The sequence below is a fragment of the Pandoraea nosoerga genome (genome assembly GCF_902459585.1).
Taxonomy (GTDB): Bacteria; Pseudomonadota; Gammaproteobacteria; order Burkholderiales; family Burkholderiaceae; genus Pandoraea; species Pandoraea nosoerga.
Genome location: NZ_CABPSC010000011.1, coordinates 76,191 through 90,475 on the forward strand (window position 1 = coordinate 76,191; position 14,285 = coordinate 90,475).

Annotated in this window: 16 protein-coding genes; 5 read left to right on the forward strand and 11 right to left on the reverse strand. The window is 67.3% G+C overall.

Annotation, left to right across the window (positions count from 1 at the left end):
• Window positions 1-10: 10 nt before the first annotated feature.
• The 8 genes from PNO31109_RS14810 to PNO31109_RS14840 form a co-directional block, all read right to left on the reverse strand.
• Entirely contained in the window at window positions 11-1,051 is a 1,041-nt protein-coding gene (locus tag PNO31109_RS14810) for a FecR family protein (RefSeq protein WP_150556233.1), read from the reverse strand.
• 91 nt (window positions 1,052-1,142) lie between these two features.
• On the reverse strand, window positions 1,143-1,709 hold the full coding sequence (locus tag PNO31109_RS14815) for an RNA polymerase sigma factor (protein ID WP_150556234.1): 567 nt from the start codon (window positions 1,707-1,709) through the stop codon (window positions 1,143-1,145).
• A complete protein-coding gene (locus tag PNO31109_RS14820) occupies window positions 1,706-2,437 on the reverse strand; it encodes an STN domain-containing protein (RefSeq protein WP_150556235.1) in 732 nt (243 codons plus the stop codon). The genes PNO31109_RS14815 and PNO31109_RS14820 overlap by 4 nt, the downstream gene beginning before the upstream one ends.
• Window positions 2,438-2,682: 245 nt before the next feature.
• Complete coding sequence (locus PNO31109_RS14825; protein WP_174966406.1) at window positions 2,683-3,486, reverse strand: RNA polymerase sigma factor; 804 nt, start codon at window positions 3,484-3,486, stop codon at window positions 2,683-2,685.
• Between the two features lie 370 nt (window positions 3,487-3,856).
• The gene (locus PNO31109_RS14830) at window positions 3,857-4,306 is read right to left on the reverse strand and encodes a hypothetical protein (RefSeq protein ID WP_150556237.1); all 450 of its coding nucleotides are present in this window, start codon (window positions 4,304-4,306) and stop codon (window positions 3,857-3,859) included.
• 261 nt (window positions 4,307-4,567) lie between these two features.
• A complete protein-coding gene (gene pdxA, locus PNO31109_RS22190; protein WP_241013963.1) occupies window positions 4,568-5,569 on the reverse strand; it encodes a 4-hydroxythreonine-4-phosphate dehydrogenase PdxA in 1,002 nt (333 codons plus the stop codon).
• 105 nt (window positions 5,570-5,674) lie between these two features.
• Window positions 5,675-6,964, reverse strand: coding sequence for a four-carbon acid sugar kinase family protein (locus PNO31109_RS22195; RefSeq protein ID WP_244958180.1), 1,290 nt, complete (start codon window positions 6,962-6,964; stop codon window positions 5,675-5,677).
• Complete coding sequence (locus PNO31109_RS14840) at window positions 6,961-7,944, reverse strand: 2-keto-3-deoxygluconate permease (protein ID WP_150556238.1); 984 nt, start codon at window positions 7,942-7,944, stop codon at window positions 6,961-6,963. The genes PNO31109_RS22195 and PNO31109_RS14840 overlap by 4 nt, the downstream gene beginning before the upstream one ends.
• Window positions 7,945-8,299: 355 nt before the next feature.
• On the opposite strand from PNO31109_RS14840, the gene PNO31109_RS14845 reads away from it, so the two are divergent.
• Entirely contained in the window at window positions 8,300-9,064 is a 765-nt protein-coding gene (locus PNO31109_RS14845; RefSeq protein WP_150556239.1) for a DeoR/GlpR family DNA-binding transcription regulator, read from the forward strand.
• A 147-nt stretch (window positions 9,065-9,211) separates the two neighbouring features.
• Entirely contained in the window at window positions 9,212-9,937 is a 726-nt protein-coding gene (locus PNO31109_RS14850) for an ABC transporter substrate-binding protein (RefSeq protein ID WP_150556240.1), read from the forward strand.
• Window positions 9,938-10,051: 114 nt separating this feature from the next.
• Here PNO31109_RS14850 and mctP read toward each other — a convergent pair whose 3' ends face one another.
• From mctP to PNO31109_RS21970, 3 genes are all read right to left on the reverse strand, one after another.
• Window positions 10,052-11,548 (reverse strand): monocarboxylate uptake permease MctP, encoded by a 1,497-nt coding sequence (gene mctP, locus PNO31109_RS14855; protein WP_150556241.1) that lies wholly within the window; start codon window positions 11,546-11,548, stop codon window positions 10,052-10,054.
• The gene (locus tag PNO31109_RS14860) at window positions 11,549-11,728 is read right to left on the reverse strand and encodes a DUF3311 domain-containing protein (protein ID WP_150556242.1); all 180 of its coding nucleotides are present in this window, start codon (window positions 11,726-11,728) and stop codon (window positions 11,549-11,551) included.
• A 221-nt stretch (window positions 11,729-11,949) separates the two neighbouring features.
• The gene (locus PNO31109_RS21970) at window positions 11,950-12,090 is read right to left on the reverse strand and encodes a hypothetical protein (RefSeq protein ID WP_174966407.1); all 141 of its coding nucleotides are present in this window, start codon (window positions 12,088-12,090) and stop codon (window positions 11,950-11,952) included.
• Window positions 12,091-12,110: 20 nt separating this feature from the next.
• Here PNO31109_RS21970 and PNO31109_RS14865 point away from each other — a divergent pair, with 20 nt between their 5' ends.
• From PNO31109_RS14865 to PNO31109_RS14875, 3 genes are all read left to right on the forward strand, one after another.
• On the forward strand, window positions 12,111-12,545 hold the full coding sequence (locus PNO31109_RS14865; RefSeq protein WP_150556243.1) for a porin: 435 nt from the start codon (window positions 12,111-12,113) through the stop codon (window positions 12,543-12,545).
• Complete coding sequence (locus tag PNO31109_RS21975; RefSeq protein ID WP_174966408.1) at window positions 12,542-12,868, forward strand: porin; 327 nt, start codon at window positions 12,542-12,544, stop codon at window positions 12,866-12,868. The genes PNO31109_RS14865 and PNO31109_RS21975 overlap by 4 nt, the downstream gene beginning before the upstream one ends.
• Before the next feature lie 270 nt (window positions 12,869-13,138).
• The gene (locus PNO31109_RS14875) at window positions 13,139-14,227 is read left to right on the forward strand and encodes a helix-turn-helix transcriptional regulator (protein ID WP_150556245.1); all 1,089 of its coding nucleotides are present in this window, start codon (window positions 13,139-13,141) and stop codon (window positions 14,225-14,227) included.
• Window positions 14,228-14,285: the final 58 nt, after the last annotated feature.

A 14,285-nucleotide genomic window follows, 5' to 3' on the forward strand; every position in this document is an offset into this window, starting at 1 on the left:
CGCAGGGACTTCAACTCAGGATCAGCACACCGCCGGGCAACGCGCGTGACGTGAGGCCGAACGAGCGCTCGATCTGCAGCAGCGCTTCGTTCAGGATGGCGATGGAAAAACGTCCGCTCACGGGTTCGCCGCGGCGCGATTCGGCGAGCAGCACGACACGCCCGGGACGATAGCGGTTGATCTCGTCGATGACCTTCGCCAGCGGCGTCTGGCGAAACACCAGTTCGCCGCGCCGCCACGCCGACACGGCCGCCGGTTCGACGCCCGTCACGCCGCCGATCGCATCGTCGCGATAGACCGTCTGCTCGCGCGCTGCGAGCCGTCGTTCCCCAGCCGGATGCACGACGCGCACCGTGCCCTCCAGGCAGCTCACGCACACCCGGCCGTCGAGATAGCGCACTTCGAAGCGGCCTGCCCGCGCCACACTGCGCCCCACCCCGGCGCTCACGCCAAAGGGCTCGCGCGCGGACGCCAGATCGACGGCGACTTCCCCGGTAAGTAGATCGAGGCCGTTGGTGCGCCCGTCGCGCGTGTGTCGGCGCACGCTCGTCTGCGTGTTGAGCATGACGTCGACGCGCCCCGCAGCCGACGCCAGCGCGATATCGCGCTGCTCGCCGGTCGCGGTACGGTAATCGGCGGACCATGTGCCCACGGACGGCCACAGGCCCAGCGGCGGATACACCGCCGCCACGCCCGCCACCGCCGCTGCGCTCAGCCCCACACCGAGAAACGCACGCCGGCTGGCCAGTCCATTGCCGCGGGCGGCGCGCGAGCCGGCCGGGGGTCGACTCGCCAGACGACGATGGCGCGCCGCAGCCTCCGGGTCCGCACGCAGCCACTCGCCGATGGCCGGCCGCATCGCATGCCATTGCCGTTTGGCGTCGTCGAACGCCTCGGCGTGCGCCGCGCTCGTCCCCTGCCAGCGGCGAAATGCGTGCAGGTCGACCTGCCGCACGTCGCCACCGCTCAGACGGGCGAGCCAGATCCGTGCTTCCTGGCGAAGCACGTCGTCGTGATCGGTCCGCTCACGGGTTGCCTGCGGTGTGGTCATGGCGCGGTGTCTGCACTGGCAAGTCGATGACGTCGCACATTTTGCGCATGCGGCGCCGAAATATTTTTTGTCTTCATCGAGATGACATCTTTCATGGCGCGTTTCCGCCAACTTTTTTTGCGAGCCCGCGCCCGCCCGCCCGCGCAGGCCCCTCGCGGCGGGCCATCTGCTCGGCGCAGAAGTCCTGCGCGCGCCGCAGCTCGTGCTCCACGACGCTGACAGTTACCCCGAGGCGGGCAGCCACCTCCTTTTGCGACAGGCCCTCCCAGCGCACGAGCAGCAGCACGTCGCGTCGGCGCTGCGGCAGACGCTCGATGGCGCGCACGAGGGCGGCCATGTCCGCTCGCGCGCCGGTCGTCTGCTCCGGCCCGGGCGAGGCGTCCGGCATCTCGAGAATCTCGTCGATTTCGCTCGCGCTCGCCTGCTGGCTGTTGCTGCGCAGGTGGTTGATGGCGATGTTGGTCGCCATGCGCAAGAGGAACCCGTGCGGATTGAGGACCGTGGCCTGGTCCTCGAGGCGCGTCAGCCGCAGCCATGTGTCGTGCAGCGCGTCTTCGGCCAGCTCCGGGCTGCGCAGCGAGCGCACGAGATGCCGCTTCAGATCCAGATAGCGGGTGGACAGATAGGCCATGAGGGCCAGCCGGACTTCTTCCGTCATGACGCACGGGCCCCGGTGCGGCACGCCGGGCCGCCCCGCGAGGCCGGCAGGATCAGCATGGCGAACGGCTGCGGCATGTCGGGCAGCGGCGGCTGCGACACACGCACGCGCGAGAGCGTGTCGACGAGCGTGCGGGCCATCGGCGTCTCGCTCGTCTCGGAGAGCACACGGACGTCGACCACCCGGCCGTCCGGCGCGACACGAAAGCGAAGCAGCGCGCGATAGCGCGTCGCCGACGTGCGCGTGTCGGCGCAGATCGCCTGCCAGACCTCCGTTTGCACGAGCGCATCGTAGTCGGCGAACCGCACGGCGGAGTCGGGCTCGTCGGACGGCGTGCGCGGAGCGTCCCGCGCCGCGGGCACCAGCACGAACGTCGACACGCCTGAGGTACTGGCCGTCTCCACCGCGAGACCGGTGCCGTCCACCAGACGACGCAACGCCTCGAGCGCCGTGTACTGGCCGGAGACGGGTGAGGCCGTGCGCCCGGCAACGAGCGCGCTGCTGAACAGCGCCGAGCGTCCGGAAACGGTGGAGAACAATTCCAGTGCCATGTCGAGGGGTTGCGCGGGGATATCGAACGTGAAGCGTCGGTCGCCGGCGCCCGCCGCGGCCTGCGTGGCAGTCGTCTGCGCCTGTGCGCGGACGATCCCGGGAGCGCCCGCCAGGCTCAAGCCGCACACGAGGCCTGCCAGCACGAGCGCGCGGGCCGATGGCGGATTGCCTGTCATCTCGAGGGAACGATCGTCGGGGTACCGGGTGGGCGTCGAGCCGCTGTCTCGCCTGAAATGTCGTTGAATATTGTGACTTTTCAGTGACAAACGACATTCTTGCGGGGCGCGCCCGTCTATACGTCAGGGGCTTGCCGCCGCGAGGCGACGGGCGTGCGCGTGCGCGTCGCCACGCAGGCAGGCACGTTGGCAGTCGTCGGGCCGCCGCGGACATGGACTTCCTCGTGCGGCGGCATTGCCGCTCGTCACGCGTCGGCGTGCGAGCCAGGCGGTTGGCGGCGCGCGGCAGAAGGCGCCGTCGGCGCCGTCGCCGCCTTCGGAGCGCTTGTGGCCATGCCGCGCCTGACGGGACGGCGCGACTCGCTGATCCCGCCGCTGGCGGTGCGCCCGGTGCGCGTGGCGCAGTAGTCGAGTGTCTGGCGCAGCAGCGTGTCCACCTTGCGCACCGACAGGCCGTGACGCGCGGCGACCTCCTCGCGGGTCAGATCCTCGACGCGCAACTCCATCAGCACGCGCCGGTGGTACCCCGACATGTCCTCCAGCGCCCGGGCCAGCGCGGCCAGCTCCGACCGGGCGCCGGCGACCGCCTCCGGCCCCGGGCCGCGATCGGGCAGCGCATCGAACACTTCGTTCTCGTCGGCGATCGACGCCCACATGCGACGACCGCGCATCTGATCGACGGCAAGGTTGTACGCCATCCGGAACACATACGTCTCGGCGCTGTGTACGGCATCGGGCAACGTGGCGCTGCCGAGCCGCACCCACGCCTCGTGCAGGCTGTCGCTGGCCGTGTCGGCGCAACCGATGCGCCGCGACAGCCGGCGCAGCAGCCTGTCGTAGTTCGACGCCAGGCATTCGCGCAGCGCCTGCGTGGCCGCAATCTCCAGCGCCGCCCCGTCGACATCTGATGGTTCCGTCCCATCCGGTGGTTCCGACCCATCCGGTGGTTCCGACCCATCCGGTGCTTCCGACCCATCCGGTGCTTCCGTGGCTTCCGACGCCCCGCACGCCTTTGCTGCGCTGCCGCGCACGCCGTGTGCCGTACTCATCCCCGCGTCAGCATCCCCGTCGCCCGGAGTTCCCCGGACTTCCCCGTAACGCACGTGCGCGAACATTGTGTGCCCCCGATACCCATGAACGCCTGTGTCTGTCATCCATTGCAGACCTCAATGACATGACGGATATCAAAGGGCAAATCCGCACACTATTTTTTGTAACGCGATGCCGGAGTCACGGGCGCGCCCGGAACGGCACGGCGAAAACGCGAAAATGCGAAAACGCCCCTCCTGCCCCTCCTGCCCCTCCTGTCCCTCCTGTCCCTCCTGTCCCTCCTGTCCGCGTCATCGAGCGCCCCTGGACGCTGTGGAAAGCGTCAGGCAGCGGCGCTGCGGCGCGATTGACGCGGAGCGGGGCGCACGCTTAGCGCCCGAGCGCCCCGCATTGCACCTGGCCGGACACCGGGTCCTTGCGACACGCGGTGGCGCCCTGTCCGTCGAACGAAATCGAGCCCTGTGCATGGGCCGGCTCGCCGGGAAAACGTCCCGGCGGCGAGCGCTGCGGATCGGCCAGCTCGCGCATCTGCATGCTGCTGGCGGCGGACATCTCGCGCTGACGAAGCATGTCGCGCTCACCCTGCGCCATGCCCTGGCCGAATTGTGCGCCAACGCCAGTCGGGCGTTCTTGGCGAGGCGCCGGCGGCGTGAGCGCAATGCCCGGCGCGCCGTCCCCTGCGCTCTGGTTAGACTGCCGAATGCTGTTGAGCTCCCCGCTCTGCAAGTAAGACTGGGCTGCGGCAGGGCCGGCGACGCAGGCGCTCGCGGCGCCGAGACACACGCACAGCAGCGCTCTCGTGGACAGGTTTCGAGTCATTTTCGCTTCGGTTTCATGTCGCTTCGGTTTCATCTCGCCCCGGGCGCATCCGCAGATGCGTGAATCGGATTTTCGGGCGCACAGTTTAGCGTTTTGCGCCATGGAGTCCCGAACATCCCCAGAGGGGCGAAAAGAGCGACCGTGCGACGCCGGTGTTCGCCGCCTCACGAAAACGAAAAGCGCCTCGCGGGATACCCCGGAGGCGCTTGGGTGAGCGTCGGCAGCGCCGTTTTCTCGCGTGGCTGGCGCGGCCGGCGCTTCTCAGCCGCGACGCGTTGCGAGCTCGGCGCCCTGGCGCAGCGCTTCGAGCATGCTGCCTTCGTCGGCGATGCCCTTGCCGGCGATGTCGAACGCCGTGCCATGATCGACCGACGTGCGCACGACCTGCAGGCCGACGGTGACGTTCACGCCCGCTTCGAGGCCCAGCACCTTGACCGGGCCATGGCCCTGATCGTGATACATGGCGACGACCAGATCGAAGTCGCCGCGCCCGGCACGGAAGAACAGCGTGTCGGCAGGCAGCGGCCCCTCGATGTCCCAGCCGCGCTCGCGCAATCGCTCTACCGCCGGCACGATCTTCTCTTCCTCTTCCCCGTAGCCGAACAGGCCGTTTTCGCCAGCGTGCGGGTTGATGCCGCAAACGGCGATGCGCGGCTTGGCGATGCCGGCCTTCACGAGCGTGGCATGACCGCGCTCGATCGTGCGCTGCACCAGGCCTGGCTCGATCTTGCGGATCGCGTCGATGATGCCGATATGGGTCGTCACGTGAATCACGCGCAGTTGCGGCGCGACCAGCATCATCGACACTTCGTCCACACCGGTCAGGTGCGCGAGCATTTCCGTGTGCCCGGGGAATTTGTGGCCGCCCGCATGCAGGGCTTCCTTGTTCAGCGGTGCGGTGCAGATCGCGTCGATCTCGCCCGCCTCGGCCAGCTTTGCCGCGACCGCGATGTATTGATACGCCGCGTCGCCCGCCACGGCCGAGAGTTCGCCGAATGGCAGATCTTCCGGAATGAGGTTCAGGTCGATGCACTCGATCACGCCAGGCGTGAAGGTCGCGTCGGCGATCTTCTCGATGCGACGCACCGTGAGCGCGCCCTTGACGATCGCGATCGCCCGTTCGAGACGGCGCGCGTCGCCGATGACGACCGGACGGCATTGCGCGTACACGCTGTCGTGCGCCAGGCTCTTGACGATGATTTCCGGGCCGACGCCGGCCGCGTCACCCATCGTGATGCCAATGACAGGGAGGTATTGATTCATGGCGTATCCGTTGATATTCGTTCCGTTGGGGCTGCCCGGAGCGTTCTCCAGGCCATGGTGTTCTGTTGTCGCTTCAGGCCGCCGGCCGCACGCGATACGCGGCGCTCACCCGCCGGCCATGCCCGCGCGCAAATGGCGATAGGCGCTGTGCAGCGCGGCTTCACCGCCGAAGGCGCCGGCCTTCGTGACGATATGCACGGGCGAGCCGTCGGCCGGCCGCCCCACTGCCACGCCCGGCTCGACCTCCGAGAGCAGTTCCAGCGCACCGATCCCGGCCGCGCTCAGCATGGCGCGCGCCGTCTCGCCGCCGGTGACGACAAGGCCCGACAGGCGTGCGAAGTGCGGCGCGATCAGCGCTGCGAGCGCCGCGGACAGTTGCGCGCCTTCTGCAGGATCGAAGGCGTCGTCCCGGCCGATTCGCACAAGCAGGTCCGTTCCCGCGTCGATCGCCTCGCCGATGCGCTCGCACCAGCGTGCGGCGTCGGGGTGAGCGGCTCCTGCGCGCAACACCGCGGGCGGCACAATCCACTCGACCACCGCGTTCTCGGCGCACAGTCGCGCGCACTGCTGTTGCGCCACCTCCGAGAGGCTGCCGACCAGCGTGAGCACACGCGCGCCGCTAGGCGCGGGAGACGGGGCGGCCTCCGTGTCGTCGTGATGTGCGCGGTCTGCCTGGTTCGCGTGGTCCGCATGGTGAGCCGGGCCGAACAGAACCGGCAGCGCGGCCAGTTCCCGCGCGAGGCCGCCCGAACCTACCCAGAAGACGTCCGTCAGCGTCGCGCTCGCGCGCGCCAGCATGGCCAGATCGTCGTGCGTCTGCGCGTCGACGATCAAGGCCGTCACGCCTTGCTCGCGCGCCTGTGAAACAATCGCGGCGAACGATTCGATCACGGCGTCGGCATCGCCGCGCAAGCGATTTACGGACACCGTGCGCGTGCGCAAGCCGGCAGCGGCGAGCATCGGTGCGAGACGCGCTTCCTGGCCTTCGTGCTCCAGGCGCCACGTGTCCGTTCGTGCGAGCGGCACACCGCGCACAAACACTTCGCCGTTTTCCACCGTGCGTCCGGTCGCCGGAAATGCAGGCGCGACAATTGCCAGTCCCGCGAGCGGCTGCAGCGCCGCCACTTCCGCGACCCAGTTGCCGCGCAAGGTCGAGTCGATCTTCTTGTAGAGCCGACGCCCCGGCGCGGCCAGCCGCTGCCACGCGGCGACTGCGCGCAACGCCGCTTCGGCAGGCTTCAGGCGACGCGTATCCGTATCGATCGCCACCACCTGGGCGGCCGCACTGAAGCCGTCGACGTCGAGCGACACCACGCTGCGGCGGCCGGCATTGGTGAATCCGATCGCGCAGTCGGCGGCGCCCGACAGATCGTCGGCGACAATCAGCATGCTCACTGCACCGCTCCCTTGGCCGCGAGGCCGCGGGCGGCGACACGCCTGGCGACGGCCGCCGTCAGGATCGGCGAGACGATGGCCGTCACGACCACGCAGGCGGCCACCAGCAGCGTGGCGCTCTTGGCGGCCTCTTCGTAGACCGGATTGGCCGCCGCGATGAGCGCGGGTACGGCAGCGGCATTGCCCGCCGTGTTCGCCGCCGCAGTGCCGGCCACGCCCGTGCCGCCCGTAAGACGGTCGACGATATACAGCGGAATGCCCGTCACCACGACCACCGCGAAGCCGAGCAGGATGCCCAGCAGCCCGGCCTGCCAGACCTTGTGCAGATCGAGACCGGCGCCCAGCGCGAGCGCGAAGAACGGAATCATCACCGGCACGGCGCGGCCCAGGAAATCGCGCATCTCGCGATCGAGGTTGCCGAGCAGCATGCCCACAGCGAGCGGCAGGATACTGCCCACCAGCGTCGGCCACGGGAAAGCGGACAAGCCCGCCACACCCAGCGTCACCATCGTCAGGAACGGACCGGACTCGAGGGACATGATCGTGTAGGCGCCCACATCTTCCGAGCGGCCGTACTGCCCCATCAGCGCCATGTACAAGCCGCCATTGGTGTCGTTCATTGCCGCGACGACGGCCAGCGTGGAGATGCCCGCGAACAGGCCGGACGAGACCGGCGCCTCGCCAAGGAAGTGCCCGAGCACCACGCCGACGACAATGGCCGCGCCGACCTTGGCTGCGAACAGCGCGCCGCCCTTCTTGACCAGATACGGCGTGGCCTTCACATCGATGCTCGCGCCCATGCAGACGTAGAACACCGCCAGAATCGGCAACGCGCCGGTGAAGAGTGCGTTGGTAAACGAGCCGAAGAACTTCGGCATGCCCGGCATGAACGTGGCAATGAGCGAGCCGATCAGCAGCGGGACAATCATCATCCCGCCCGGCACACGCTCGATGGCGCGCTTGATTCGAATTTGAGCCATTGTTGTCTCCCGACTGATTAATTTTGACAAATCAATCATTATTTTGATCGATTCGAGCAAACCGAAGTCTAATCGTTGCCAGAAATTTGTGCAAATTTTGTGAATCGGGGTTTATCCTCGGTGTTCCCCGCTCTGCCCCCGGTTTTCCAGAGGCGGCACCACGCAAAAATGATTGAATCGGTCATTTTCGGGACGTCACGCGATCATCGCCGCACGGCGCGCTCGGGGCGGCCGGCATCGCGCGATCGGCGCTCGCCTCGGGCTACACTATGCGCGCGGCGCGGCCATCGCGGCGGCCGGCCGTCTCCTGTCACGCTACGACCGCAATGACCGCTACCGCATCCGTCCTGTCTTCATGAAAGTTGCCAACCGCCGCGAGGCGATCTACAAAGCCGTTCTGACGGGCATGACCGACGTTGCCGCGCTGTGCGCCCACTTCGGCATGTCGGAAGCCACCGTGCGCCGCGACCTGCGCGCATTGGCCGACGAGCGTCGCATCGTGCGCACGTATGGCGGCGCCGCCGCACCGGTGCGCATGCACGAACCCGAAGAGTCGCTCGAATTGCGCCGCGGGAGCTTTCGTGAACAGAAGGACGCCATCGCGCGCGCCGCCGTGGCGCACGTGGACGACGGCGACACCATCTTTCTCGACGGCGGCACCACGACCGAAGCCATGGCGCAGTTCCTCGCCGGACGCGAAGCCGTGCATGTCATCACGAACAACCTGCTGGCCGTGGGCGCGCTCGCGGCAAACAAGGTGCCCGTCACGCTCATCGGCGGCGACGTGCGCCCGTCGAGCATGAGCGTGCTCGGCCCGCTCGCGCAGCTGGCGCTCTCGCGGGTGTCCGTCGACAAGGCCTTTCTCGGCGCGGACGGCGTAGTCGCCGGCCGCGGACTGTGCGAAGCGTCGGCCGAACAGGCCTGGCTCAAGGAGTGCATCATCCGCCAGTCGGCGAGCGTCTACGTTCTGGTCACGGCGAACAAACTCGACCGGGCGAGCCAGCAGCACTGGACGCCGCTCGAGCGCATGTGGACGCTTGTCACCGACGCGCGGCGCGAGGATGCGGCGCTCGCCGGTTTCGTGGCACGCCCGGAGATCACCATCGAATCGGTGGGTTGATCCGGCCTCGATCCGGCCTGGGTCCCGCCCTGACCGGCTGTCGACATCACCGGACGCCCGTCGCGCGCCCGGTATGATGGCGACGGTGCCGCCCATGCTTCGCACCCATTTCCCCCCGACTTCGCCTCATCCACTTCGACGACAGCCATGACACAAGACGCCTCGCTCATTGCCGCATTCGCGCCAACCGGCGTACTGCGCGCGTGCATCAATCTCGGCAACCCGGTGCTCGCCGGACGCGACGCGCAATCGCGACCGATCGGCATCTCGGTGGATCTGGCCGCCGCGCTGGCGCAGCGTCTTGGCGTCGCGCTCGAACCGATCGTCGTCGACACCGCCGCCCGAGCCGTGGAGACCGTCTCCGCCGGCGACGCGGACGTGGGGTTCTTCGCGGTCGATCCGCGCCGCGCCACTGCCATCGCGTTCACCGAACCGTACCTGCTCATCGAAGGCTATTACCTCGTGCCGAAGTGCTCGCCGGTGCAGACGAACGCGGACGTGGACCGCAGCGGCACACGGGTGGTCGTCGGCAAGGGCAGCGCATACGACCTGTTCCTGACCCGCGAGCTGCAACACGCGGAAATCGTGCGCGCACCAACGTCGCCCGCCGTCGTGAGAACGTTCCTCGACGGCGACTACGAAGTGGCCGCCGGCGTGAAGCAGCAGCTTGAGGCGGACATTCAGGGCACGCCCGGCTATCGACTGCTCGGCGAACGCTTCATGGTGATCCGGCAGGCGATGGGCTTGCCGATCGGGCGCGGCGAAGCGGCGGCGAAGTATCTCGCGACGTTCGTCGACGAAATGAAAACGTCGGGCTACGTCGCACAGGCGCTGCAGCGCCACCGTATCTCCGGCGTATCGGTCGCGCCGTAAGCTGCGTTCGGCCGCGTTCAGCCGCGTTCAGCCGCATTCAGCCCATTCAGCCATTCGGACTTCGCCAGGCTGCATACGGACTCATGCCATTCGCCGCCTGCGCTCCTACTTCCGTCAGGCTTCGCGCAAGGCCGGGTGGGAGCCCTTGCCCAGCACGACATTCGCCGCTACGGCAACGACGATGTTTGCCGCCAGCGCAATGAGACCGGTGTAGAGGGAAACCTTGTCGCCACCGAGCGTGAACGTGTGTACCGGCTTGATGCCATCCACGAACGCGAGCCAGCTTCCGCACACGATGCCGACCGCCCATCCGCACAACAGCGCGCGCGCACCGAACCAGCTCACGAACACGCCGAAGACGAGCGCCGGGAACGTCTGCAGGATCCACACGCCGCCAAGCAATTGCAGATCCAGCGCGAATTGCGTCGGCAGAAACAGGATGAACACCAGTGCACCGAACTTCACGACGAGCGAGACGATCTTGGCGACCTTCGCCTCTCCTTCATGCGAGATGTCGGGGTTGACGTAAGGCTTCCAGAAGTTGCGCGTGAACAGGTTCGATGCGCCAATGGACATCACCGCCGCCGGCACCAGCGCGCCGATCGCGATGGCGGCAAACGCAAAGCCCGCGAACCAGCTCGGGAACAAGCCGTTGAACAGTGCCGGGACAACGTCGTTGTTCGTCTGCACTTTCACGCCCGCGGCGTATGCCATGAAGCCGAGCAGCGCGATCAGCCCGAGCAGCACCGTGTAGGCCGGCAGGAACACCGCGTTCTTGCGAATCGTATTGGCGTTCTTCGCAGCGAACACGCCCGTCAGCGTGTGGGGATACATGAACGCGGCAAGCGCGGAGCCGATCGCCAACGTCGCAAAGGGCAGGAATTGCGCAGGTTGGAGCGTCAGCCCCGTCGCGCCGCCCTTCTTCGCGAAGACATCGCGCGCCGTATCGAACACGACGCCGTAACCGCCCAGCTTGGCCGGCACCACGATCACCGCGACGAGCACGACGATGTAGATCATCAGATCCTTGACGAACGCGATCAGCGCCGGCGCACGCAGCCCGGCGGTGTACGTGTACAGCGCCAGGATGACGAATGCCGCGAGCAGCGGGATCTCGCCCGCCAGGCCAAGCGCCTTGATGACGACCTCCATCCCGATCAGTTGCAGCGCGATGTAGGGCATCGTCGCCACGACGCCGGTGAGTGCCACGGCGAATTCCAGCGGACGCGACTGATAGCGCCCGTACACGACGTCCGCCGCGGTGACGTGCCCCGCTTTGTGCGCCGCGTGCCACAGCTTCGGCATGATCAGGAAGACGATCGGGTAGACGAGAATCGTGTAGGGCAGCGCGAAGAATCCGTAGGCGCCAACCGCGTAGACCAGTGCCGGCACGGCAATCACGGTGTACGCGGTGTAAAAGTCGCCGCCGACGAGAAACCAGGTAATCCACGTGCCGAAGTTGCGCCCGCCCAGCCCCCATTCATTGAGATTGGCGCCCTTGGGTCCGCCACCCGCCATCCAGCGCGAGGCCCAGAAACCCATCACGGTCACGAGGACAAAGAAAAACACGAAGACCGACAACGCGGTCCAGTTGATCGCGGAGGCGGCCATTTATTCCTCTCCCTTCCTCAGACCGTCGCGAAACACGATCCAGATGATCAGCGACGTGAGCGGCACCCAGGCAAACTGATACCAGTAGAAGAACGGAAAACCCCACAGCGACGGCAACTCCCGGTTGTAGAAAGGGACCCACAACAGGCCGATGAACGGCAGCAATAGCAATAACCGCATTTGAGCGTCTCTCCTCGCTTTCTGGTTGGACTCGTGCGTATCGACTCGCCACTGTTTTTCACTCTAGTCCAACGGCATGGAGTTTGCTCAGCACCCCGCAAAGCCCCGACGCACGGGGGCTGGCGGGATCTTGCCGGTGTTGCGCGTGTTGAAACGATCGGGTAGGTCCGGCCCGGTCCTGCGCCTCGCTTTTGCAGCGCGATCAGGCCGGTCGGTCTGCGTCAGGACAACGTCTGCGGCGCCTTGCGTTTTCGCCGGCCGTCTCCGGGCGTCGCCGCGCTCGCCATTGCCTTGCTCCCGGCGCGGTGTCTCGCGGCGCAGGCTTCGCCAAGGGCGACCATGGCGTCGGTGAGCTGCGCCATGCGGCATCCAGTCGCCCAACATGTTCGGTATCCGCGGTGATGAGGACCTGGGTGGCGGCACGCACCTCAGCTTCGATCTCGTGAATCAGTTTTCGGTGGGGACTGGCGCCGTACAGCCGCCCACCAAAGGGCTATTCGGCCGCAATGCGTGGATCGGCATGAACAACGAGCGGTATGGATCGCTCAGGCTCGGAAATCAGTACGACTTCATGATCGACGCGCTCTTCTTCGGGCGAACCGACGCCGCACTGGCCGTGGGCGGCCTGTACAACTTTCGGGCCGGCCCGTTCCAGAAGCTCGCGCTGCCTTACAACCCGCCGTATGCCAGCCAGTTCGACTGGGACCGCATGTCGGGGCAGACGGTGACGAATTCGGTCAAGTATCTATCGCCGTCGCTCAGGGGACTTCGCTTCGGCGCTACGATCTCGGCTCGGTGGGCCTCAATGCCCTGGTGACAACGGTCCGCAACACCGCCAACGGAGCGGCCGTCGCACAGGGACAGGTCGGCGTGACCTACCAGTGGGACCCGCAGATGCAGGCTGGCGTGGATTACATGTACATGAAAGGCAACGGCTATCTGGACAACAACCACGCCCACCAGATTTCCGCCATCCTCAATTACTTCTTGTCCAAACGCACGAAGGCTTATACGGAAGTGGTGTATCAACGCACGAACGCCAGCGCACAAGCCCTGGTGAGCGGCATCGTCGAGCCGAACGGCACGTCCGGCGGCCCCACCCAGCTCGTCGCCCGGGTGGGCGTGTTGACGAGGTTCTGAGCATCGAAAGCCGGCGTAACGCCTCCCTCGCGAATGGCTGAAGGATCCTCGCGCGGGCTGTCAATACGGAGCTCACCTACCGTGTCGGCGCCGCCTCGGCGGCCGCCCGCGTCCGTTCGGGCTTGGTAAAATTCGCGTCGGCGGCCGGCGCAACATTGAGGACTGGCCGTTTATCACGGGTCCGATCGCGCGTGCGATCCCGCATCCGATCGCGCGTCCGATCCCGCATCCGAGCTAGTATTGAGGTGAGTGCCCTTCAGAGGACCGAACGTGTCAAGCCGCCCGCTCTCCCGACACAGTCTGCGCCGTGCTCGCGACGCCGCCCTCGCCTTCGGCGCGGGCGAAGCGAGCTGGAACGACGTCATCCGCACGGCGCGCGACTTCTTCGGGGCGGACGCCGCCGCCTACGTCTCGACCGACAAGGACACCCGCACGCTGCGCGCATTCGAGCAGATCGGCCACGACGACAAGGCCAGCCGGGATTACACCGAGCACTATCATCAGTACGACGACTCGCGACGCCGGCATTGGGAGGCGGGCGCCGGGTCCTGGTTCGAGTCGTCCGTGCGCGAGCGCCACGAGACCACGAACGACCGCTTGTTCTGGGCGGATTTCATGGCGCCGAACCACATCGGTCAAATCACCGGGATCATCCTCGCCAACGACGACGAACTCGCCGCGCTCAGCGTCCAGCGCATCACGCCCGCCACGTCCAGCTTCACCCATGCGGCGGCCGTAGCCGACTACGGCCGCCTGATGAGACGAGCCTTCCTCGCACGGCGCTCGGCCACGCGAGAGCGCATGGACGTCCTCGGACAAGTCCTCGATCCATCCCGGGAAGGGTATCTGGTCGCAGCGGGCGACGCCCGCGTGATCATCGCGGCGCCCGGCACGCAAGCGCTGCTCGGCGGCGATCACCAACTCGTCATCGACCGCAGGCAGCTCACGCACCGCGTTCCCGCCTGGCAGGCACGGCTGCTCGCAAAGCTTCGCGAGACGGCCGTTACCGGGCAACCGTGCCGCATGGTCCTTCCCGACGGCTGGGGTCGCGCATGGCGGCTCGGGCTGCGCCGCACCGACGCGGGACTCAATCTGGGCCTGGGCGTAAGCGTCGGCGTGCGCATCGAACGCCGGGACATCTTCGACCTGCCCGACATCGCCGCCTTCGCCGAACTGTTTCGCCTGAGCGCGGCCGAGGCGCGCCTTTGCCACTATCTCGTGGCGGGCCTCACCATCGACGACTGCGCCGAAGTCGTCGGCGTCAGCGCCCACACCCTGCGCAAGCAGCTTGGCTCGGCCCTGCGCAAGACCGGCTGCACCCGCCAGCCCGAGCTCATACGCCTGCTGTCCGGCCTGTGAGCCCCGGCCGCCGTCAATGGCAGATTTGAAGTATTGATCGCTTGTTTCCCCAGGAGAA

Coding starts and splice junctions, on each gene's coding strand:
- PNO31109_RS14810 (WP_150556233.1), bottom strand. CDS start 1,051: ATGACCACACCGCAGGCAACCCGTGAGCGGACCGATCACGACGACGTG.
- PNO31109_RS14815 (WP_150556234.1), bottom strand. CDS start 1,709: ATGACGGAAGAAGTCCGGCTGGCCCTCATGGCCTATCTGTCCACCCGC.
- PNO31109_RS14820 (WP_150556235.1), bottom strand. CDS start 2,437: ATGACAGGCAATCCGCCATCGGCCCGCGCGCTCGTGCTGGCAGGCCTC.
- PNO31109_RS14825 (WP_174966406.1), bottom strand. CDS start 3,486: ATGAGTACGGCACACGGCGTGCGCGGCAGCGCAGCAAAGGCGTGCGGG.
- PNO31109_RS14830 (WP_150556237.1), bottom strand. CDS start 4,306: ATGACTCGAAACCTGTCCACGAGAGCGCTGCTGTGCGTGTGTCTCGGC.
- pdxA (WP_241013963.1), bottom strand. CDS start 5,569: ATGAATCAATACCTCCCTGTCATTGGCATCACGATGGGTGACGCGGCC.
- PNO31109_RS14840 (WP_150556238.1), bottom strand. CDS start 7,944: ATGGCTCAAATTCGAATCAAGCGCGCCATCGAGCGTGTGCCGGGCGGG.
- PNO31109_RS14845 (WP_150556239.1), top strand. CDS start 8,300: ATGAAAGTTGCCAACCGCCGCGAGGCGATCTACAAAGCCGTTCTGACG.
- PNO31109_RS14850 (WP_150556240.1), top strand. CDS start 9,212: ATGACACAAGACGCCTCGCTCATTGCCGCATTCGCGCCAACCGGCGTA.
- mctP (WP_150556241.1), bottom strand. CDS start 11,548: ATGGCCGCCTCCGCGATCAACTGGACCGCGTTGTCGGTCTTCGTGTTT.
- PNO31109_RS14860 (WP_150556242.1), bottom strand. CDS start 11,728: ATGCGGTTATTGCTATTGCTGCCGTTCATCGGCCTGTTGTGGGTCCCT.
- PNO31109_RS21970 (WP_174966407.1), bottom strand. CDS start 12,090: ATGGCGCAGCTCACCGACGCCATGGTCGCCCTTGGCGAAGCCTGCGCC.
- PNO31109_RS14865 (WP_150556243.1), top strand. CDS start 12,111: ATGTTCGGTATCCGCGGTGATGAGGACCTGGGTGGCGGCACGCACCTC.